Source organism: Gemmiger formicilis (assembly GCF_018784445.1).
Classification (GTDB): domain Bacteria; phylum Bacillota; class Clostridia; order Oscillospirales; family Ruminococcaceae; genus Gemmiger.
Genome location: NZ_WQOH01000080.1, coordinates 1 through 602, shown reverse-complemented (window position 1 = coordinate 602; position 602 = coordinate 1). Strand labels below are relative to the sequence as shown.

At 43.7% G+C, this 602-nt stretch carries 2 tRNA genes and 1 rRNA gene; all 3 read left to right on the top strand.

Annotation, left to right across the window (positions count from 1 at the left end):
- Positions 1-50 (top strand): 16S ribosomal RNA (locus GPK89_RS14855); the annotation flags it as partial.
- Between the two features lie 149 nt (positions 51-199).
- Positions 200-275: transfer RNA gene (locus tag GPK89_RS14850), tRNA-Ala, on the top strand.
- 3 nt (positions 276-278) lie between these two features.
- Positions 279-355, top strand: a tRNA-Ile gene (locus tag GPK89_RS14845).
- Positions 356-602 lie beyond the last annotated feature (247 nt).

The window sequence follows — 602 nt, the reverse complement described above, 5'->3', positions numbered from 1 at the left end:
AGTCGTAACAAGGTAGCCGTATCGGAAGGTGCGGCTGGATCACCTCCTTTCTAGGGAGTCAGACATTCAGTCAAAGCTGGTCTTTGAGTGAATGGACAGGAAAGCAAGTTTCAGTATTGTTCAATTTTGAGGGTTCTGCGGGTTCATCCCGTAAATCCTCAAAGCATAAGGGACAGCGAAACCCGAAACGTGAAAACGCGGGGGTATAGCTCAGTTGGGAGAGCACCTGCTTTGCAAGCAGGGGGTCAAGGGTTCGAATCCCTTTATCTCCACCATTTGGGCTGATAGCTCAGCTGGTTAGAGCACTCGGCTGATAACCGAGAGGTCGATGGTTCGAGTCCATTTCAGCCCACCACAGGTTGCCTGTGAGGGCAACCCACAAATCCTTTATGTGATGTACCTTGAAAACTGAATATAGAACTGCGAAATGAGATTTTATTAGCTATGTAAAATTCCTGATTTTAAATTAAAATCTATAATTTCACCAAGCGGATTATTGAAGCTTAGCAATAAGCAACAGTAAAATGGTAAAATCTCGTTGGCAAATGGAGAATCTGAAATAAGATATGTTTATCGAGAGATAAACAACGGTCAAGCTACAA